Origin of the sequence: Albimonas pacifica, from assembly GCF_900113695.1 — a bacterium.
Taxonomy (GTDB): Bacteria; Pseudomonadota; Alphaproteobacteria; order Rhodobacterales; family Rhodobacteraceae; genus Albimonas; species Albimonas pacifica.
This window is the reverse complement of record NZ_FOQH01000020.1, coordinates 13392-29450: the sequence shown is the minus strand read 5'-3', so window position 1 is coordinate 29450 and position 16059 is coordinate 13392. Positions and strand designations below refer to the sequence as shown.

Annotated in this window: 10 protein-coding genes; 8 read left to right on the top strand and 2 right to left on the bottom strand. The window is 74.0% G+C overall.

What is annotated here, in order from left to right:
* Nucleotides 1-77 precede the first annotated feature (77 nt).
* Nucleotides 78-1097 (top strand): UDP-N-acetylmuramate dehydrogenase, encoded by a 1020-nt coding sequence (gene murB / locus BM064_RS25475; protein ID WP_092866062.1) that lies wholly within the window; start codon nucleotides 78-80, stop codon nucleotides 1095-1097.
* A 65-nt stretch (nucleotides 1098-1162) separates the two neighbouring features.
* Here murB and BM064_RS25470 read toward each other — a convergent pair whose 3' ends face one another.
* Nucleotides 1163-2209, bottom strand: a complete 1047-nt coding sequence (locus BM064_RS25470) for a replication initiator protein A (protein ID WP_092866060.1) — start codon at nucleotides 2207-2209, stop codon at nucleotides 1163-1165.
* A gap of 413 nt (nucleotides 2210-2622) precedes the next feature.
* On the opposite strand from BM064_RS25470, the gene repA reads away from it, so the two are divergent.
* From repA to BM064_RS25450, 4 genes are all read left to right on the top strand, one after another.
* On the top strand, nucleotides 2623-3798 hold the full coding sequence (gene repA, locus BM064_RS25465) for a plasmid partitioning protein RepA (RefSeq protein WP_092866057.1): 1176 nt from the start codon (nucleotides 2623-2625) through the stop codon (nucleotides 3796-3798).
* Nucleotide 3799: 1 nt separating this feature from the next.
* Nucleotides 3800-4876, top strand: coding sequence for a plasmid partitioning protein RepB (gene repB / locus BM064_RS25460; protein ID WP_092866054.1), 1077 nt, complete (start codon nucleotides 3800-3802; stop codon nucleotides 4874-4876).
* Between the two features lie 979 nt (nucleotides 4877-5855).
* Nucleotides 5856-7223, top strand: coding sequence for a UDP-glucose dehydrogenase family protein (locus BM064_RS25455; RefSeq protein ID WP_092866051.1), 1368 nt, complete (start codon nucleotides 5856-5858; stop codon nucleotides 7221-7223).
* Between the two features lie 143 nt (nucleotides 7224-7366).
* Nucleotides 7367-9418, top strand: a complete 2052-nt coding sequence (locus BM064_RS25450; protein ID WP_092866048.1) for an acyltransferase family protein — start codon at nucleotides 7367-7369, stop codon at nucleotides 9416-9418.
* Nucleotides 9419-9467: 49 nt separating this feature from the next.
* On the opposite strand, the gene BM064_RS25445 is transcribed toward BM064_RS25450, so the two are convergent.
* Nucleotides 9468-10007 carry a recombinase family protein gene (locus BM064_RS25445; RefSeq protein WP_092866045.1) on the bottom strand — a complete coding sequence of 180 codons (540 nt, stop codon included), beginning with the start codon at nucleotides 10005-10007 and terminating at the stop codon, nucleotides 9468-9470.
* A gap of 561 nt (nucleotides 10008-10568) precedes the next feature.
* On the opposite strand from BM064_RS25445, the gene BM064_RS25440 reads away from it, so the two are divergent.
* The 3 genes from BM064_RS25440 (at nucleotide 10569) to BM064_RS25430 (ending at nucleotide 15832) form a co-directional block, all read left to right on the top strand.
* On the top strand, nucleotides 10569-12689 hold the full coding sequence (locus BM064_RS25440) for a DegT/DnrJ/EryC1/StrS family aminotransferase (protein WP_092866042.1): 2121 nt from the start codon (nucleotides 10569-10571) through the stop codon (nucleotides 12687-12689).
* Nucleotides 12690-12972: 283 nt separating this feature from the next.
* A complete protein-coding gene (locus BM064_RS25435) occupies nucleotides 12973-14433 on the top strand; it encodes an FAD/NAD(P)-binding protein (RefSeq protein ID WP_092866039.1) in 1461 nt (486 codons plus the stop codon).
* Between the two features lie 331 nt (nucleotides 14434-14764).
* Nucleotides 14765-15832 carry an NAD-dependent epimerase gene (locus BM064_RS25430; RefSeq protein ID WP_245779288.1) on the top strand — a complete coding sequence of 356 codons (1068 nt, stop codon included), beginning with the start codon at nucleotides 14765-14767 and terminating at the stop codon, nucleotides 15830-15832.
* Nucleotides 15833-16059 lie beyond the last annotated feature (227 nt).

Here is a 16059-nt window from a genome sequence, read left to right as displayed (position 1 = left end):
GGCCCATTACGCCGCCAGCATCCTGATCACGCTCCGGAAGATCCCTTCCGGCGCCCCGGACCTGTAAGGCCCGAGCCATGCGCAACGAGACCCCCGCCTCTTCGACCGCCCCCGCCCTGCCCACCCCCGGCCTGATCGCGGAGCTGGAGCGGATCTGTCCCGGCGGCGTGGTGCAGGGCCTGCCGCTGGCGCAGGTCAGCCGCTGGCGCATCGGCGGCCCCGCCGACCTGGTGCTGCGCCCCGGAAGCCTCGCCGAGCTCGCCGCCCTGCGCGCCTTCTTCCACCGCGAGGGCCTGCCCCACCTGGTGATCGGGGCCACGACCAACCTTCTGTTCTCCGACAGGGGCCTGCGCCCCGCCTGCATCCAGATCGACCGGCGGATGGCGGGGATCGAGGCGGTCTCGCCGACCGGGATCGCCGCCGAGGCCGGCGCCTGGGCCCCGCGGGTCGCGCGCGTCGCCATGCAGATGGGCCTGACCGGGGCCGAGCATATCTGCGGCATCCCCGGCACCATCGGCGGGCTGGTCTGCATGAACGGCGGCAGCCAGCGCAAGGGCATCGGCACGGCGCTGGTCGAGGCCGTCACCGTCGATCCCACGGGCGAGATCGGCCTGCGCCGGGCCGAGGACTGCGGCTTCGCCTACCGCCGCTCGGTCTTCCAGGAGAACGGCGAGGTGGTCGCCGCCGCCCGCCTGCGCTTCACCCCGGTGGCGGAGGCCGGCCGCACCCGCTCCGAGGTGCGTCGCGAGATGCTCAAGATCATGGCCGACCGCCGGGGCAAGTTCCCGCAGAAGGAGCCCAACTGCGGCTCGGTCTTCAAGAGCAACCCGGCGATGTACGACGACATCGGCCCTCCGGGGGCGGCGATCGAGCGGCTGGGCTTCAAGGGCCGGCGGATCGGGGGGGCGCTGTGCTCGCCCCATCACGCGAACTTCGTGGTCAACACCGGCGGCGCCACCGCGCGCGACACGCTCGCCCTGATCACCGAGATCCGCGACGCGGTCCTCGCCGCCACCGGCTACACGATGGAGGTCGAAGCCCGCTACGTCGCCCAGGACGGAACCTTCTCCGAGGCCCTGCTCCCCGCCGCCGACTGAGCCCCCCTGCCCCGCCGGTCGCGCCGCCCGCCTTGGGGGGCGCGACCCGGGCGGGCGCCCTGCCCTTACGAGGGCCGGCCGCGCTTCTCCGCCCAGGAGGCGCAGAACTTGAGGTAATGGCGGTCGGGGTTGCGGGGCTCGATCTCCTCGCCCTCGCACCAGCGCCGCCACTCGGCCTCGAGCGCATAGGCGTCCCAGCCCGGCGCCAGCGCGCGGGCCTCGTGGTAGGTCTCCGGCGTCAGGCGGCCCACCTCGACCTCGAAGACCGGGGCGTCGCGGCGCAGGCGGAAGATCACCATGTCGTTCTCGGCCAGCTCCACCGCGTAGTCGGGCATGTGCCCATGCTCCGCATCCGCCGCCGCGATCCGCGACACCTGCTGGCGGAACACCCGCAGGTCCGAGGCCGAGCCGCATTTCAGGTGCAGCTTGCCCAGCGAGATCCGCCATTCCGGCTGCAGCCCGCAATGCTTGCGGGCGATCTCGTAGACCCGCCGCTCCAGCGGCCGGCGCAGGCGGAAGTAATCCCGGTGCAGCGTCAGCACCTCATGCGCCCGGATCGCGTTCCAGGTCCAGTCGGAGAGCTTCGCTTCCACCTCCACCATCCGCCCGCCCTCGGTGCGGCGCACGATCCGCACCTGGTCGATCAGCGAGAAGGCGGTGGTGATCTCCTGCCCGCCCGTCACGATGTTCGTGACGATCTGCGTGCCCTGAAGCCGCGCGAAGGCCGCCTGCAGCCGCTCGTATCCCGCGCCGCCCCCGGCCCGGTTGGTCGCCCTCAGCAGGTCCGAGGCGTTGAAGCGCACGTATCGCGACGGCTCCCGCCCCTCGTTCATCGCCGCCACAAGCTGGCTGATGCAGAAGATCAGCACGTCGCGGTCATGGATGGTGGCGAGCCCCTCGTCCGAGGGCCGCACCTCGATCCAGTTCCGCCCGTTCTCGTAGCGCCGCCGCCGCCGCTCCGGCCGGGTCGAGAGCGAGAAGATCGGATGCTCCATCGGCGCCATGTCGCCCTTGGGGGCCGCATCGAGGATGTCGCAGATGAAGAAGTCGCCCTGCGGGTAGCGGTCGGGGTCGAGCGGGCTGGTCGCCGCCGGGATCGCGGGCGCGGTCATGGGCTGGCCTCCGGGCGTTCGGCCCCGCCCCCCTCGGGGCCCGGGCGGGATTGGTTCTTCGTCGCCCAACTGGTCTATCATCGCCCGACTGGTTCATCAACGCCCGAGTGGTCTTTCATCGCCCGACTGGTCCTTTGGAGTCGCTGCACTGGTGGTTTGGAGTCGCCCGATTGGTCCTTTGGAGTCAGGCCCCTCAAAATTTTTCAACTATTTCAAAGACTTTCAGATGTTATCCACAAGCGTAACCCTATATTTAACCCATATATAACACCCCGGCCCCGCCTCCGGCGGCCCTCCGCCCCCTTCCCGCTTGCCCGAAGCGCCCCGCCGCAGTTACGCTTCGCTCCGTAACAACGAACGACGGGCGTAACCGCATCGACGGGCCCGCGCATCGAGGCGGCAGGCAAGACCCCATGGAGCAGATCCGCATCGACGAGCTGGTCGCGGCCCACGCGCGGGCGCTCTCCGCCCGCCTGCAGGCCCATCGCGCCCAGCTCTTCGCCCCCGACAGCCGCAAGACCATGCGCCGCTTCACCTCCGGCGAGGCGGCGAAGCTGCTGGGCGTGAACGACGCCTACCTCCGCAAGCTCCACCTCGAGGGCCGCGGCCCGTCCCCCGAGATCGGCAAGGCCGGCCGCCGCTCCTACTCCACCGAGGACATCCGCAGCCTGCGCGAGATGCTGGAGAGCGGCGCCAAGACGCCGGGCGCCTACCTCCCCGGCCGGCGCGCGGGCGACCACCTCCAGGTCGTCGCGGTGACGAACTTCAAGGGCGGCTCGGCCAAGACCACCACGGCGGCGCATCTCGCCCAGAAATGCGCGCTCGACGGGTTCCGGGTGCTGGCGATCGACCTCGACCCGCAGGCCTCGCTCTCGGCCCTGCACGGGGTGCAGCCCGAGCTCGACCTCGCCGAGGGCGGCACCCTCTACGACGCCATCCGCTACGAGGATCCGGTTCCCTTACGTAAAGTCATCCAGAAGACCTATGTCGCCGGCCTCGACCTGATCCCCGGCAATCTCGAGCTGATGGAGTTCGAGCACGACACGCCGCGCATCCTCGCCCGCGGCGGAACGCAGACCCCGTTCTTCACCCGCATCGGCGAGGCGCTGGCCTCGGTGGAGGCGGACTACGACCTGGTGATCCTCGACTGCCCCCCGCAGCTGGGCTTCCTCACCCTCTCGGCGCTCTCCGCCGCCACCGCGGTGCTGGTGACGATCCATCCGCAGATGCTCGACATGATGTCGATGTGCCAGTTCCTGCTGATGACCTCCGAGCTGATGGGCGTGGTGGCCCAGGCGGGCGGGGACATGTCCTACGACTGGCTGCGCTACCTGGTGACCCGCTACGAGCCCGGCGACGGGCCGCAGAGCCAGATGGTGGCCTTCATGCGCGCCCTCTTCGGCGACCACGTGCTGGCGGCCGAGGTGCTGAAGTCCACCGCCATCGCCGACGCCGGCATGACCAAGCAGACCCTCTACGAGGTGGAGAAGAGCGGCTTCACCCGCGCCACCTACGAGCGCGCGATCGAGAGCCTCGACGCCGTCAACGCCGAGATCGAGGGGCTGATCCACCAGGCCTGGGGACGCTGAGATGACCCGCAAGGACCGCAAGTCGATGCTCCAGGGCCTGATGGCCGCGCCCGAGGCGGCCCCGGCGCCGGAGGAGAAGTTGACAGCTGTCAACGCTGCAACCCGCCCGCGCAGCTCCGGCGCGGTGGGGGCGATCTCGTCGGCGGTCTCGGCGCTGCGCGCGAGCGGCGTGCTGGAGCTCGACCCTGCCACGATCCACGCCGGCGGGCTCGAGGACCGGCTCGAGGACGCGCCCGAGGACGACGCGGCCCTGCGCCGCTCGATCGCCGCCCACGGCCAGCAGGTGCCGATCCTGGTGCGCCCGCATCCCGGGATCGCGGGCGAATGGCAGATCGTCTACGGCCGCCGCCGGCTGATGGCGATCCGCGAACTGGGGATCCGGGTCCGGGCGCTGGTGCGCGACCTCGACGACGCCGCCCTGGTGATCGCCCAGGGGCAGGAGAACAGCGCCCGGCGCGACCTGACCTTCATCGAGAAGACCAGCTTCGCCGACCACATGCGCGCCGCCGGCTACGACCGCGAGGCGATCTGCCAGGCGCTGTCGATCGACAAGACCGTGGCCTCGCGGATGCTGTCGCTGGCCGACCGCCTGCCCCGCGCGCTGATCGAGACCATCGGCGCCGCCCACGGCGTCGGCCGCCCCCGCTGGCTGGAGCTCGCCGACCGGCTGGAGCAGGCCCGGGATCAGGGGCTGATGGACGTCGAACAGCTCGCGGCCGAGCTCTCGGTGGTCCTGGGGTCGGCGCCCGATCCCGCCCCGGCTGAGGCCGAGGACGGCCGCCCGCTCCCCGCTCCGCCCACCCGCTTCGAGGCCGCCATGCGGCTGGTCGAGAGCGCCCTCGCCGGCGGCCGCCCGCCGGCCCCGAAGCGCCCGGCCCCGGTGGAGATCCGCAGCCACGAGGGCCGCCCGCTCGCCCGCGCCCGCCGCTCCGGCCGCGGCCTGACCCTGGCGCTGGCCCCGGCGGAGGGGTTCGAGGACTGGCTGGTGGAGCGCCTCCCCGCCCTCCACGCCGCCTGGCGCGAGCAGGCCGAGGCGGCTGAAGACGCGGCCGGCGAGGGCGATCCCGGCGGAAGTTGACAGCTGTCAACTCGGCGCCGCCCGCTTCCGCGAGCCAGCCCCCCCGGTCGTCGGGCCGCGCCCTCGGCCCCCGACGGGCCCTGCGTGCATTCTTCCCGATCCCGCCCCGAGCTGCGCGAGCCGGCGGTCGTCGCCGCGACCGCCGATCCTGGCCGGAGCGCGTCGTCCTCGGGATGGCCGCCTCTCGCCTCTCGCCTCTCCGTCCCCGGGCGACCTGCCTCCCCGAACCGCCGCGCGAACCTGGGCCGCCCTCCGGTCGGAGGGGCCGCGGGCGTCCTCCGTCCCGGTTGCAGCGTCGACAGCTGTCGACTTCCGGGGCCCCGGACCGCGCGGCCGGGGGCGGTTGGCCTCCGCCACGGGGCCGGGCCGGCGGCCGCCGAGGGTCGCGCCCGGGGAACAGGCGGGGTCGTCCGGCGGGGCAGGGGGCGTCGAGTTGACAGCTGTCAACGCTGCAACCGGGTTCCCGTCGCCCTCCGGTCGCAGAGGGGGAGAGGTCCGCGCGGGGAGAGGCGGGGACCTTGGGCGGGGACTGGGCGCCGGGGCGGCGGCCGACGAGTTGACAGCTGTCAACGCTGCAACTGGGGGACGGATCCCTCCGGACGCGGGGCGAACCTCGACAGCTGTCAACTCCGCGACCTGCTTTCCGCCGCCCTCCGGGCGGAGAGGGCGAGGGGGGGCGCTCCGGGGAAGGGGACCCCGGGCGGGGCAGGGGCGTCGGCGCCGGCGAGTTGACAGCTGTCAACGCTGCAACCGGGCGGCCGGGCCCCTCCGGAGGCGGGCCCGGCGGTGGCTTGCGCCATTATACCGGCCGGCCGGCAGGGATTGAGGCGGGGCAGGGGGGGCGGCGCCGCATCGCGGGCCCTCCTGTCGCAGCGCGACAAGGGGTCCGGCGCGCCGGGCGCCCTTGCGCTTGCCTGCGCCGAGGCCCCCGGCTTACCAGAGGAGGGACTTCGGCGTCTGGTCGGGAAGGACCCCTGGAATGCGTATCGCGATGATCGGAACGGGCTACGTCGGGCTGGTGTCCGGCGTCTGCTTCTCGGACTTCGGACACGAGATCGTCTGCGTCGACAAGCTGACCGCCAAGGTCGAGACCCTGCGCGCCGGCGGCGTGCCGATCTACGAGCCGGGGCTGGACGAGATGCTCCGCCGCAACGTCGAGGCCGGCCGGCTGAGCTTCACCACCGACCTGGCCGAGGCCGTGAAGGGCGCCCAGGCGGTCTTCATCGCGGTCGGCACCCCCACGCGGCGCGGCGACGGCCACGCGGACCTCACCTATGTCTACGCCGCCGCGCGCGAGCTCGCCGACGTGATCGACCCCGGCACGGTGGTGGTCACCAAGTCGACCGTCCCCGTGGGCACCAACCGCGAGGTCGCCCGCGTCATCGCCGAGCGCCTGGCCGAGACCGGGCGCGACTGCCCCTTCGAGGTCGCCTCCAACCCCGAGTTCCTGCGCGAGGGCGCGGCCATCGAGGACTTCATGCGCCCCGACCGCGTGGTCTGCGGCGTGGACTCGGAGGCCGCCGAGCAGGTGATGCGCGACATCTACCGCCCGCTTTCCCTTAGGGAAGCCCCGGTGATGATCACCTCCCTGGAGTCGGCCGAGATCATCAAATACGCCGCCAACGCCTTCCTCGCGACCAAGATCACCTTCATCAACGAGATCGCCGATCTGTGCGAGAAGGTGGGCGGCGACGTGAAGGCGGTGGCCAAGGGCATCGGCATGGACGGGCGCATCGGGCCCAAGTTCCTGCACGCGGGCCCGGGCTACGGCGGCTCGTGCTTCCCCAAGGACACCTCGGCGCTGGCGCGGATCGGGCAGGATCACTCGGTGCCGATGCGCATCGTCGAGACGGTCATCGACGTCAACGACCGCCGCAAGCGGCGGATGGTGGACAAGGTGCTCGACCTTCTGGGGGGCAAGGCCAACGGCAAGAAGATCGCCGTGCTGGGCGTGACCTTCAAGCCCGAGACCGACGACATGCGCGACAGCCCCTCGCTGACCATCGTGCCGGCGCTGGTGGGGGGCGGCGCGCAGGTCGCCGTCACCGACCCCGAGGGCCGCAAGGAGGGCGAGGCGCTGCTGCCCGGCGTGACCTGGGAGGCCGACGCCTACGCGGCGGCCGAGGGCGCCGACGCGGTGCTGCTGCTGACCGAGTGGAACCAGTTCCGCGCCCTGGACCTGAAGCGCCTGAAGGCGGGGATGCGCGGCGACGGCTTCGCCGACCTGCGCAACGTCTACGACCCCGCCGACGTGACCGAGGCGGGCTTCCGCTACGTCTCGATCGGGCGGGCCGACGCCGAGCCGGCCCCCGCCGCCCCCGCCGCGGAGCCCGTGCCGGTCAAGTGAGCGGGCCCGGGCGCGCCCCCGTCCGGGGGGCGGCGATGAGCGGAGGCTGAAGCACCGGCGACGATCCGCCGCCTTCCCGCGACTGCGAAGAGACGGCTAGCCTTTTCGCCACGGAACCATCCGTAAACCACTGGGAAGCTTGAATGATCTACAGGCGTGAAATCGACGGCCTGCGGACGGTCGCGGTCGGATCGGTGGTTCTGTTTCACGCCGGGGTTCCCGGGTTCGCCGGCGGCTTCGCCGGGGTCGACGTGTTCTTCGTGATCTCGGGCTACCTGATCACGGTGATCCTGCTCAAGGACCTCGAGGCGGGCCGCTTCTCGATCGTCAAGTTCTACGAGCGCCGCGCGCGGCGCATCCTGCCGGCGCTGTCGCTGGTGGTGGCGGTGACCACGGCCTTCGCGGTCGGGGGCCTGATGCTGCCCGACCAGCTGACCACCTATTTCCGCTCGGTGGTGGCCACGGCGCTGTTCGCGGCCAACTTCTACTTCTGGCGCTCGATCGACTATTTCTCGCCCTCGGCCGAGGAGAACCCGCTGCTCCACATGTGGAGCCTGGCGGTCGAGGAGCAGTTCTACATCGTCTTTCCGATCTTCCTGGCGCTGGCCTGGCGCTATGCGCGCCGCTCGATCGGGGCGGTGATGGCGCTGACGGCGGTCGCCAGCCTGGCGCTCGCCCACTATTACGCGCCGATCCATGCCGAGGCCGCCTTCTACTTCCCCGTCACCCGGGCGTGGGAGCTGCTGGCCGGCGCGATGATCGCCATGACCCTGCGCGGGGGAGAGCCCGCCAAGGGCCCCTTCGCCACGGCGATGTCGCTGCTGGGGCTGGCGCTGGTGCTGGTCTCGATCGTGATCGTGGACGAGAGCCTGCCCTACCCCAGCCTGTGGACCGTGCCGCCGGTGCTGGGGACCGCGCTGCTGATCCGCTACGCGCGCCCCGACGATCCCGCCGGCTGGCTGCTGGCGCTGGCGCCGATGGTGTTCATCGGACAGCTCTCCTATTCCATCTACCTCTGGCACCAGCCGCTCTTCGCCTTCGCGCGGATCTCGAGCTTCGAGCCCCCCTCGCTGACGACCTTCCTGCTGCTGTCGGCCCTGACCGTGCCGCTCAGCTGGCTCAGCTGGCGCTTCGTCGAGCAGCCGTTCCGCGGGCGCGAGGTCTCGCGCCGGTCGATCTTCGCGCTGTCGGGCGTCTCGATCGCGCTGATGGTGGGGGCGGGGCTCTGGGTGGGGACCAGCCCGGACGCCGCCTGGCGGCTGTCGCGCCTGACCGAGGCGGACCGGCCGACGTTCGAGGTGATCGAGGAGACCCGCCGCGGCGACGCCTTCAAGGCGCCGGCCGTGGATCTCGCGACCCTTCCGGAGGGGCAATGCGTGTTCCGGGTGGACCGCATCACGCCCGCGCTCGACCGGCGGCTGACGGACTGCGCGGCGGCGCACGGGCCGGGGGTGCTGGTGCTGGGGGATTCCCACGCCAACGGGCTTTACGCGATGCTGCGCGAGGGCTCGGACGCGCCCTTCCTCGCGGCGCTGAACCAGGGCGGCTGCATCCCCTACCAGGGGCTGACGGGCGGCCCGCTGCGCCATGTCTGCCCCTCGCCGCAGGAGATCCAGGCGCTGGTCGCGCGCCATGCCGGCGAGCTGGGGCTGGTCCTCTACACCCAGGCCTTCCACATCATGCACGAGGACGGCGAGAACCTGCGCGGGGCCGAGGGCTTCCACCCCGAGTTCGCCGGGGACGTGGCCGCCTATCTCGCCGGGATCGCCCGCCATGCGCCGGTGCTGATGCTGGGCCCGCAGGGGATCCTGGGCGGCGACATCCGCCGCCTGGCCCCGGACCGGGACCTGGCCGCGCAGCTTCGCGACAGCTACGACCCCAGCCTCGACGCGGTGCGCGAGCAGGCCGAGGCCGCCTTCTCCGCCGCCATGGCGCAGGTGGGGGCGCCCTACCTGTCTAAATTCGAGCTGATGGGCCAGAAGCTGCCCGAAGAGGCGCTGGTCGACGGCCAGCTGACCTATCGCGACGCCACGCACCTGTCCTGGTTCGGCTCCAAGGTCTTCGGCGCCCGCCTGGTCCGGGGCCTCGCCGAGCACGGCTACGGCGACCTTCTCCCGCCGCGCGCCGGCGCCGCCGGCGCCGCCGACGCGGCGGCGGCCGGGACCGAGGCCGCCGCCGGCGACGTCATCCGCTGATCCCGCCGGCCCGCGCGGCGACGGGGCAGGGGGGGCTGCGCCGCGCCCCCTAGGCCCTGCGCACGGTCGAGACGCTGACCCCGAACAGCCGGGCGATCTCGGCCAGGCTGCGCCCCTCCTCGTCGCGCATCCTGCGCGCTTCCGCCTTGCGCGCGGCGGAGAGCGCCGGCGGCCGCCCCCCCACGCGCCCGCGCCTGCGGGCGGCCTCCAGCCCCTCCCGGGTCCGCTCGGAGATGCGTTCGCGTTCGAACTGGGCGATGGAGGCGAAGACGTGGAAGGTCAGCCGCCCGGCGGGGGTGGTGGTGTCGATGTCCTCGGCCAGCGAGCGGAACCCGGCCCCCGCCTCCTGCACGGCCTTCACGATCTCCAGCAGGTCGAGCAGCGACCGCGCCAGCCGGTCGTACTTGGCGACCACCACCACGTCCCCCGGCCTGAGCTGGTCGAGCATCCTCTCCAGCTCCGGCCGCCTGCGGGCGGTCCCGGAGATCCTGTCGGCGAAGACGCGCTCGACCCCCGCGGCCGCAAGGGCGTCCGCCTGGGCGTCGAGCGACTGGTCTGCGGTGGAGACGCGGGCGTAGCCGAGGATCATGCGGGGGAGGCTACCAAAAACGCTCCGGAACCGGGAGGGTTCTGGGGGGAGGTTCTGACGGCGTGCGGGCCCTTGTTTCGCCGGGGCAGGGCGGGCGTGTCGAAAACGACCGTTTTCGATAAAGGTTTCGGCAGGGGGGTGTCGGCGCTCAACTGCCGATGACGTGATCCCCGCTCCTCATCCGGCCGGGGAAAGGATGCCCGGGACTCCAGCTTCGAGCGGTCCAGTTCTCAGGGGTCGCAGCACGGCCGAGCGGCGCCCCGCCGTCGGCTTCAAGCTCGCCGTCTCGGCGGGAACGCCAGCCCGGCGACCGCCGTCGGTCTGCGCCCGCTTGCCCCGTTCGGTCAGCGTCTGCGCCGCGCAGGCGATCGTCGCCGAGATCGACACGATCGCCTGCCGGCGCGAACCGCGCTGATCCTCGGTCTCGAGAACCAGGCGCTCGGCCCGCCCGCGAACGGTTTTCCGGGCGGGGAGGGGGAAAGATTGCTCGCCGGCACGAACGCGGTGTGGAAAGAATTAAGCCTGACTGATGTGTTTGCGTGGCGCGGAGGGCCTGTTCCCATGTCGGATCTGGACGCGACGATCGTGATCGGCGCAGGGGGCTTCCTGGGGAGCCATCTCGTCGAGGCCTTCGAGCAGGACCCGCGGCGCCCGCTGCTGGCGGTCGACCGCCGCCCGCCCGAGGCCTGGAGCCGAAGCCCGACCGGCCCCGCGACCCGGGTCCTGGCGCTGCCCGCCGGGGAGGCGGAGGCGCTCGCCGCGCTCGAGGCCGCGGCCGGGGCCGGGGATCGGGCCGGGGATCGGGGCGCGGGCTGGGAGGTCTGCATCCACGCCGCCGGCCCGCCCGAGGGGCTCCGCGGCCCGGCGGACTGCCAGCGGGCGCTGGCCGGCCTCGCCGCCCTGCTCGAGGCGCTGGAGGGCCGGGTGCGCCGCTTCGTGCTGATCTCCTCGGCCGAGGTCTACGGGGCCCCGGTCGGCGATCTCGTCAACGAGGCGCATCCCCTCGACGTCTCCAGCCCGCAGGGGCTCTACCGGGCGGGGGCCGAGCAGATGCTGCGCCACTGGCAGGCGCGCGCCGGGATCCCCTGCGTCGTGCTGCGCCCCGCGGAGATCTTCGGCGGGCGGATGCCGCCCGAGGCGCTGGTCGCCCGGGCGATCGAGGCGGCGCGGCGCGGCGCGCCGATGGATCCGCCGCCGCCGGCGGACCGGCGGGTCGACTTCGTGCATGTCTCCGACGTGGTCGAGGCCGTCCGGCTCTGCCTGGACGCGGCGATGGGGCCGGAGCGGTTCGAGGCCTTCAACGTCTCCTCCGGGCGGGCCTTCTCGGGGGCGGAGCTGGCCGAGGTGCTGGGCGGCTTCCTGGGCCGGCCGGAGGCGGAGGCCGCCCCCGTCCCCGCCCCGCGCCCGGCGACGGGGGCGATCGGCGCCGACCACGCCTTCCGCCGGCTGGGCTGGCTGCCGGTCCACGACCTGGTCTCGGGGCTGGAGGAGGTCTTCGCCGCCCCCGCCCCGCGCCTGCCGCCCCTGCGCGACAAGGTCCCGCTGTGCCGGCCGGCGATCTTCCCGGAGGACGTGGACCGCATGGTCCGCCAGCTCCAGGGGGTCTCGGTGGGGGCGGGGCCGGCGGTGCCCGAGCTGGAGCGGCTGGCGGCCTCGTTCCTGGGAGGGGACTACGCCTGCGCGGCGGTCAACAGCTGCGCCTCGGCGCTGGAGGCGGCGCTGGAGGTCCTGCCGCGGCGGGGCGAGGTGATCACCTCGGCCTATTCCTACCACGCCACCGCCAACGCGATCCACGCGGCCGGCTGCACCCCGGTCTTCGCCGACATCGAGCGCGACACCTTCGGGATGGACCCCGAGGCGGTGCGGGCCCTGGTCGGCGAGCGGACCGTGGCGATCCTGCCGGTCTACCTGTTCGGCCGCATCGGGCGGGTGGAGGCGCTGCGCCGGATCGCCGACGCCCACGGCCTGCCCCTGATCGCGGACGCGGCGCAGGCCTGGGGCAGCTATCACCGCAGCGCCCGTCGCCGCCCGGTGGAGGACGCGCTGTGCTTCTCCTTCTACCCCACCAAGGTGGTCACCACCGGCGAGGGGGGGATCCTGGCCGCGCGGGACCCGGCCTTCCTCGGCGCGGCCCGGGCGCTGATCCAGCACGGCACCCCCGTCGCGGCCCCGGCCCCCGGCGAGGGGCCGCCGCGCCACTGGCGCCGCCGGCAGGAGCGCTTCGGCCACGGCTTCCGCATGCCCGGCCCCAGCGCGGCGCTGGGGGCCTCGCAGCTGCAGGCGACGGACCCGGTGCTCGACGACCGCCGGCGGATCGTCGGGCGCTATCATGAGCGGCTCGATCCGCGGTTCTTCGAGGCCGCGGACGCCGATCCCGAGGGGCTGACCTGCGCCAACGTGCCGATCTCGCTGCTCCGCCCGGGCCTGGACCGCGAGCGCTTCCTGGTCGAGATGAACGCGCGCGAGCTGATGGTCTCGGCCCATTACGACATCCCGGTGCCCGACCAGCCGGTCTATCCGCCCGCGCCGGGGGCCTGGCCGGTGGCGAGCGACGTGACCGCGCGGGTGCTGTCCTGGCCCTACGCCTACGCGATGCCCGAGGGGCTGATCGCCCGGATCTGCGACGCCGCCAACGCCGTCGCGGCGCAGCTTGCCGAGGCGGGGATGCGGCGCCGGGCCTGACCCGTCGCCGCGTCTTCCCGCCTCCGTCGCCCTCCGCCGGGCGCCGGGCGTTCCGCCCCGTCCCCCGGCCCGGGCCGCCTCGCCCGCGTCGGGGCGCCGCCCAGGGGGAGGGCCTCCGGCGCTTGCGCCCCCGGGCGGGAGGCGGAAGGCTGCGGGCGCCGCGCTCCTCCGCCGCGCCGGGGCCGTCTGCGCCCCGCGCCTGCGGGAAACGCCGGAGGGAAGCGCCTGCGGGGAGCATGGGGAGAAACGTCCGGGGGAAAACGTCGGGGGGCATGAGGCACGCATGAGACAGGTCCGCATCGCGATCCTGGGCGCCGGGGTCTCGGCCGCCTCGCTGCTGCGCGGGCTGACCGCGCCGGGGCCGGGGGCGGTCGATCCCGCCGACGTCGCGGTGTTCGGGGTCTCGGAGGGGGCCGCCTTCGGGGTGCCTGCGCATTTCGCGGCCAGGCTCGATCCGCGGCTGCTGCTCAACAACAGCCTGCAGGCGATGAGCGCGCCCGAGTTCCCCTTCGCCGACTGGCTGCGGGGGCGGGGCAGGGGCGCGGGCGCCCCCGGCGACCCCGCCGTTCCCGGCGCCTCCGCTCCCGGCGTCGTTCCCGTGCACGACCCCGCCCCCGCTCCCGACGCCGACGACGCCACGCTGTTCCTGCCGCGGCGGCGGGTGGGGGCGTTCCTGTCGCAGACCGTGGGCGCCGCGGCCGCGCCGGCCCTGGCGCAGGCCCTGCTGCGCCCCGCGGCGGCGGCGGTGGACCTGGACCCGGCCACCGGGCGCTGGATCGTGCGCGACGTGGCCGGCGGGCGCGTCTCGGCCGCGCGGGTGGCGATGGCGACCGGCGGGCGGCTCGTCGACCCCGCCCCCCCGCGCGCCCCGCGCTGGGCGCAGGCGCGGGGCGAGGGCGCGCTCGCCGGCCGCGCCTTCCTCGGCCGGCTGGACGGAGGCGCGGGCGGCCGGCTGGCGATCGTGGGCGGCGGGCCCTCGGCCGGCGAGCTCGCGGCCCTGCTGGGCGAGGAGCGCCCGGACGCCCGGCTGACCGCGATCTCCGCCGACGGGCTCATGCCCAACCGCGCCGCGGGGCCGGACACGCCGGACTGGACCGGTTTCGACCGCGCCGGGCTGCAGGCGGTCGGCTCGGCGGCGGCGCTGGCGGCTTTCGCCGCCGCGCAGGTCGCCGCCGCCCGGCGCGAGGGCGGGCCCTGGAGCTTCGCCGCGCTCGCCCGCGCGGTCTTCGCCCACGCCCGGGCGCTGCCCCCCGCCGAGGCGCTGGCCTTCCGCCATGTCCACGCCGACCGCGCCCGGAGCGTGGTGCGCTGGATGCCCCCCGCCTACCACCGCCGCCTGCAGGAGATGCAGGCCGAGGGCCGGCTCGAGGTCCTGGCCGGGCGCGTCTCGGGCGTGGTTCCGGCGCCGGGGCGGGCAGGGGAGGCGGGGGGCCTCGACGTGGTGGTGGACGGCCGCCCCTCGGGGCGGGTCTTCGAGGCGGTCTTCGACTGCACCGCCTATCTCGAGGGCGCCTCGCCGGTCCTGACCCGGGGCGGCGCGCCCTTCGGCCTGCGCCGCCCGGAAATGCCGCTGCGCGCGGGCCCCGGCGGGCTGGCGGAGCTGGCGCCGGGCCTGTTCCCGACCGGCAACGCGCTGAGCCCCTACAGCGCCGAGCCCGGCCTCTGGGGCCGGGTCGAGCACGCCCCCCGCTGCACCGCCCTCGCCCTCGCCGCCGCCGCCTGGATGCGCGAGACCGACGCCTGACCCCGCGCCCTCCGCTCCGCCCCCCGCTCGGCCCACCGACCCGGTCCCCTGGCCCGCCCTCCGGCCCCGGGCCTGCCTCGCCGCGCCCGCCTCATCGGGGGGCGGCGGCTCGGGGCGCGAGGGGGGGGCGTCCGCGCCTCTCCCCCGCCCCGTCCCGCGGTCCGGGCCGCGCCCCTCTCCGCGATGCCGCGCCCCCAGGGGGGCGGGGCCGCATCGTTCCCCCCAGGGGGGCGGCGCCGCATCGACGGGCGCAGGGGCGGGGGGTATCACCGGAGCCCGGGCCCTCGCCCCTCCCGCCGATCCGCGACAGACGCCACGAGGACGCCGCCGCATGACCGCTTCCCAGACCGATCTTCCGCCGCAGATGTGGGCCGAGGCCCTGCCCGACGACCGGCCCGTGCTGGTCACCGGGGCCGCCGGCTTCGTGGGGGCCTTCGTGGCCTCGAGGCTGCTGGCGGCGGGCAAGAAGGTGGTCGGGCTCGACAACCTCAACGCCTATTACGATCCCGCGCTGAAGCAGGGCCGGCTCGAGTGGCTGCTGCCGGAGGCGGGGTTCGACTTCCGGCGGATGGACCTCGCGGATCGGGAGGGGATCGCGGCGCTGTTCGCCGAGCATCGCTTCGCCCATGTGGTGCATCTCGGGGCCCAGGCGGGGGTGCGGTATTCGATCGAGAACCCGCACGCCTACGCCGACAGCAACCTCACGGGGTTCCTCAACATCCTCGAGGGCTGCCGGGCGGTGAAGACCGAGCACCTGGTCTACGCCTCGTCGAGCTCGGTCTACGGGGGGAACCGGAAGACGCCGTTCCGGGTCTCGGACAGCGTCGATCATCCGGTCAGCCTCTATGCCGCGACCAAGAAGGCCAACGAGCTGATGGCGCACGCCTATGCCGACCTCTACGGGCTGGCGTCGACGGGGCTGCGCTTCTTCACCGTCTACGGGCCCTGGGGGCGGCCGGACATGGCCTACTGGCTGTTCACCCAGGCGATCCTGGAAGGCCGGCCGATCAAGGTCTTCAACAACGGCGACATGCTGCGCGACTTCACCTACGTGGACGACATCGTGGAGTCGGTGCTGCGCCTGGTCCCCCGGCCGCCGAAGCCGGATCCGGACTTCGACCGGATGAACCCCGATCCCGGCCGCTCCTGGGCGCCGCACCGGGTGTTCAACATCGGCAACTCCCGCTCCGAGAAGCTGATGGACCTGATCTCGCTGATCGAAGAGGCCACCGGGCGCGAGGCGATCAAGGAGTTCCTGCCCATGCAGCCGGGCGACGTGCAGGCGACCTTCGCCGACGTCTCGGCGCTGGAGGCGGAGGTCGATTTCGCCCCCGCCACCCCGCTCTCGGAAGGCATCCCGCGCTTCGTGGAGTGGTATCGCGGGCGCAACGCCGGCTGAGCGCCGCGCAGGCCCCGGCTTCCTGACGATCCGTTCAGGAAGCCTGCGCCCAAGCGCCTGCGCGCGTTGCGAAAAATCGCCGCGGGGCAGGGGGCGCGGCGGGGCCGGAGGGCGGCGCCATGGCGCGGGCGGAGCCCGGCTTTGCGCTTTCTTTGCGCAGCGCACAATGGCAGAGTCCGGCCTCGGAGCCAGGACGGATCCCGCCGGGGAGCGAGCCTCGGGACATC